The organism is Xenorhabdus beddingii, from assembly GCF_002127545.1.
Lineage (GTDB): Bacteria > Pseudomonadota > Gammaproteobacteria > Enterobacterales > Enterobacteriaceae > Xenorhabdus > Xenorhabdus beddingii.
On the sequence record NZ_MUBK01000069.1, the window covers coordinates 1 to 3,595 of the forward strand.

Consider the following 3,595-nt stretch of genomic DNA (forward strand, 5'->3'; position numbering starts at 1 on the left):
CCGGTTATCGAATTGGCAGAGCGCTGTCCCAATGACTCCATTGCATCGCCCAGAAATTGATACATCTCATTCTGACTCTTCCATTGATCCCATTGGGCGTTTGCAAGGTCTTCTTGGTGTTTCTTGGTGATAGCTGCTCTGGCCGCCTCAGCTTGCTCTTTAAGTTCGGTATGCTGCTGCTCAAATTGAGTGATGGCCGCCATCTTCCTATTTTGCTCATTAATGAGATTTTGCACTGGATCAAATTCACCAAGAGCGCTCATAGTCGGCGATACAGCCTCGTTAACTTTGCGTTTTTTATCTTCTTCTTCGGCCTTATCCTTAATAGCCTTCATCTGTTCTTGAAATGTTTTTTCATCGATAAGGCGTTTATCGTACATCCTCTTGAGATCATCTTCTTCTTTCTTGCGAAGAGTCGCAGAATGAGCCACAGCATCAAGCTCAGAGGCTTTAATCCTGTCGTTTTTTTCTTGATTAATCAGCCAAATTCTTTCAGCAAGTTCTTCCGCTGCTTTGAGCTGGGGGTCGCTAGAACCTTCCGGCATTGCCTTGCGAGCATCATACTTAGCCATTTCAAGGCTGTTTTCTTTATATCCAGTATTGAGTCGATCTAAGGCTTCTTTTTGACTGTTAAGGGAGTCAGCAATTTGTTTAGCGCGACTTTCTGCTTCGCTAGCGGCCTTTTTAGCGGCGGATTCGGCCTCCTGAGCCGCCTTTTTCCGTTTTTCTTCTGCTTCATCGACTTCTTGCTTTTTAACAACCAGATTAACGTATTTCTTGGTATCTTCAGGACTACCGCCAGCATCTTTAGCCTCGAACTCAGCTTCTTTCTCCCGCTTACCTTTTTCATCAGGTATTAACGCAATTTCCAAATCACGCTCAGCCTTGTTAATCATGGCTTGCATTTTCTTATTTACTTCTTCTGTATCGCCACCGACAGATTTAATGGCGATACCAAGGCTGCTCAGTTTGGCTTTTATTAAATCCACCACCTCCCCGTAGGTTTTCCCTGCATTCTCCCATTCTTTAACGTTATTAGGGATTTCCTTTTTCCCCTGTTCATAAATTAACTTATTTGTTTCCTCTATTTTTTTGTTTCCAATATCGGACATTTTTGCTGAGTCTGCTTTGGCCTTGGTCAGCTCTCTTGTTGTGCGTACATGATCTGCCTTGGCTTGCGTTAGAGCCTCTTGCGCTTGTTTCTCGTCATCAATAACAGCAAGCTCAGCTTGATCCCTATCAAGCCCGATGCTGGTGTAATATGCTATTTTGATTGCTCTTTTTTTAGGGTCTCTGAATTTATCAAGCTCCTTCTGCAATTCCTCAATTTTTTGCTCTGCATTTTTAGCATCTATTCCTATCTGCTTAATTGATTTATTCATTTTATCAATTTCAGCAGTAACCTCTTCTGCACTTAAGTCCTTGAGCTTTTCTTTAACATCCCCTAGGTTTTTCGCATATTCCCTCGCACCGTCCGACGCTTGTTTGGTTTTTTCGTACAGATAGTAAAAAATCCCTGCGGCTATGGTGATAAGACCGAACCATCCTCCCACAAAAGCGAATGCACTCCCCAGTAGCCTCAGGCTCACAGATGCACCTCTAGCGGCAACACCCACAGCCGCAGTAGACACAGCGGCAGCTTTACCTGTGGTGATAACTTTAAGGTTCGCAGCCGCAAGAGCTTGTTTACTCGCCACAAGAGCATTGGTTGCCATCATTTCGGCCTGACTTCCTTTAGCGGCAAGTAATTCAGCCTCAGCCACCTGAAATGCAAGTATTGCCTGCTCCCTATCTGCGATAGCTTTGCGGTTGGCTGCAATGGCAGCGTGTTCTGTTGCTAATGCGTTAGTATGAGCAGCAGCAGTTTCAGCATTCGATGCCTGTATCGATGTGAACATCGCTTTCACTTTGCCAGCCAGTGCGCCATTAAACTTAGCAACAGCCGCCAGTGCCACCATGCCAATGGCGGTAGAAAATACATCCAGATTTCCGCTCAGGGTCACCAATGATTTATTGAATATGTTCGCCGCTGTACTGATCTTGCTGGATTCCCCCACGAACTTAGTGACGTTATTGTTGGCGACAACAAACGCCTGCTCTATCGTTGAAGTGGTTTTAGCAAATTCCTTGGCAATTTTATCTGCACTCGCTTTCAATGCAGAAACAACTATCTTGGAGGTCAGCTTACCTTGCGCAGCCATTGCCTTTAACTGACCAATATCTTTACCAAGGTGATCCGCAATAGCTTGCATAATCCTTATACCGTTTTCACTAACAGAGTTGAACTCCTCACCACGCAGTGCGCCAGCCGCTAACGCCTGTGATAACTGAATAAGTACGCTCGATGATTCTGCCGCAGTAGCCCCCGATACAATGAGTGCCTTATTTATCGTTTCGGTCATGTCACCCAGTTCTCTAGCGCCCATATTTAATGATCGAGTGGCTTTTTCAAGTCGCCCATACAATGTGGCCGTTGCTTCCAAACTCGTTCTGGTTCTTTGGGCGATATCAAACACTCGCGTAGTCACCTCACCCAGTTCTTCATGTGCTTTTTTGGAGTTAACTAATTTGTTATTAACGGTAGTCCAACCATCGGCATAGGCTGCGATTTGACGTACATAAAGTGCCGCAATGAGACTGGCCGCTACCGCAGATAGTGATGACATTGAAGAATTGAGCTTCCTCGTTGCTGCATCTGCTCTCCCCATTCCGCGCTCTAATCCATCTAGCCGCTCATTAACTTGCCGTTGTGCAGTCAGTAATTGAGCGACGTCCATCGAAACTTGATAAACAATATTACCTACTTGATGCTCTGCCATTTTTGGAACTCCTTAAAAAAGAAAACCCCGCCAGATGGCAGGGTTGCTTGGGTGTTATATAAGAGAATATATTTTCAAGACATGACAATTTTATTATTTTGCTATGAAACGATTTCCCATTTTACCCAAAAGCAAAGAAAATAGAATTGCCAACGAGCCAATGATGGTTATTGCCGCCCCAGCCGTCATATAGATTTGTCTATCTGCAACCAACCCAGCATTAATAACCTTATCATAATATCCAACTGAAACTTCCATAGTGAAAGCATAAAAGCAAACACAAATACCAATAAGTGTTAATATGATACCTATTATTTTTGGTGCAGATCCGCCGCCAGAATTAAGCTCACATTCTTTGCCTTTCATTTCTTCTGCCAACACGCTACGCATAGCTATCTTTGCATCGTCAGGCTCATTAATAATAAAAGCATCAAAAGCATCATAATAATCTTGATGAGTTAGTATTACCGAATGAAAATTACCATTATATTGATATGGACCAGTAACTTTATTTATAGCTACCATCAGTTCTTTTATTGCGCGCCTGTTGGCTTGATAACATTCACTATCATCATTCTTTACGAAAGTTTTATAGTAATCCCTTGGCTCGCCCTGTATTAAGATGTCTGACATATTTACCTCAGTTATTGATATTACTATTCAAGCATAACTCTAAAACTTCTCTTCTATTCTGTTCAACCGGAACAGCCCCAAGTATCGTTTTGTAGAATTTCACTTCTGAGCCACTGGGCGTACCTTTCACGTCTGCAAACATA

The 3,595-nt window shown here is 43.3% G+C and carries 2 protein-coding genes; both read right to left on the reverse strand.

The annotated features are described in order from the left end of the window. Window positions 1-2,819, reverse strand: a 2,819-nt coding sequence (locus Xbed_RS18145; RefSeq protein WP_086114238.1) for a tape measure protein, incomplete at its 3' end; no start/stop codon positions are given. Between the two features lie 93 nt (window positions 2,820-2,912). After that, on the reverse strand, window positions 2,913-3,452 hold the full coding sequence (locus tag Xbed_RS18150; RefSeq protein WP_086114239.1) for a hypothetical protein: 540 nt from the start codon (window positions 3,450-3,452) through the stop codon (window positions 2,913-2,915). Window positions 3,453-3,595 lie beyond the last annotated feature (143 nt).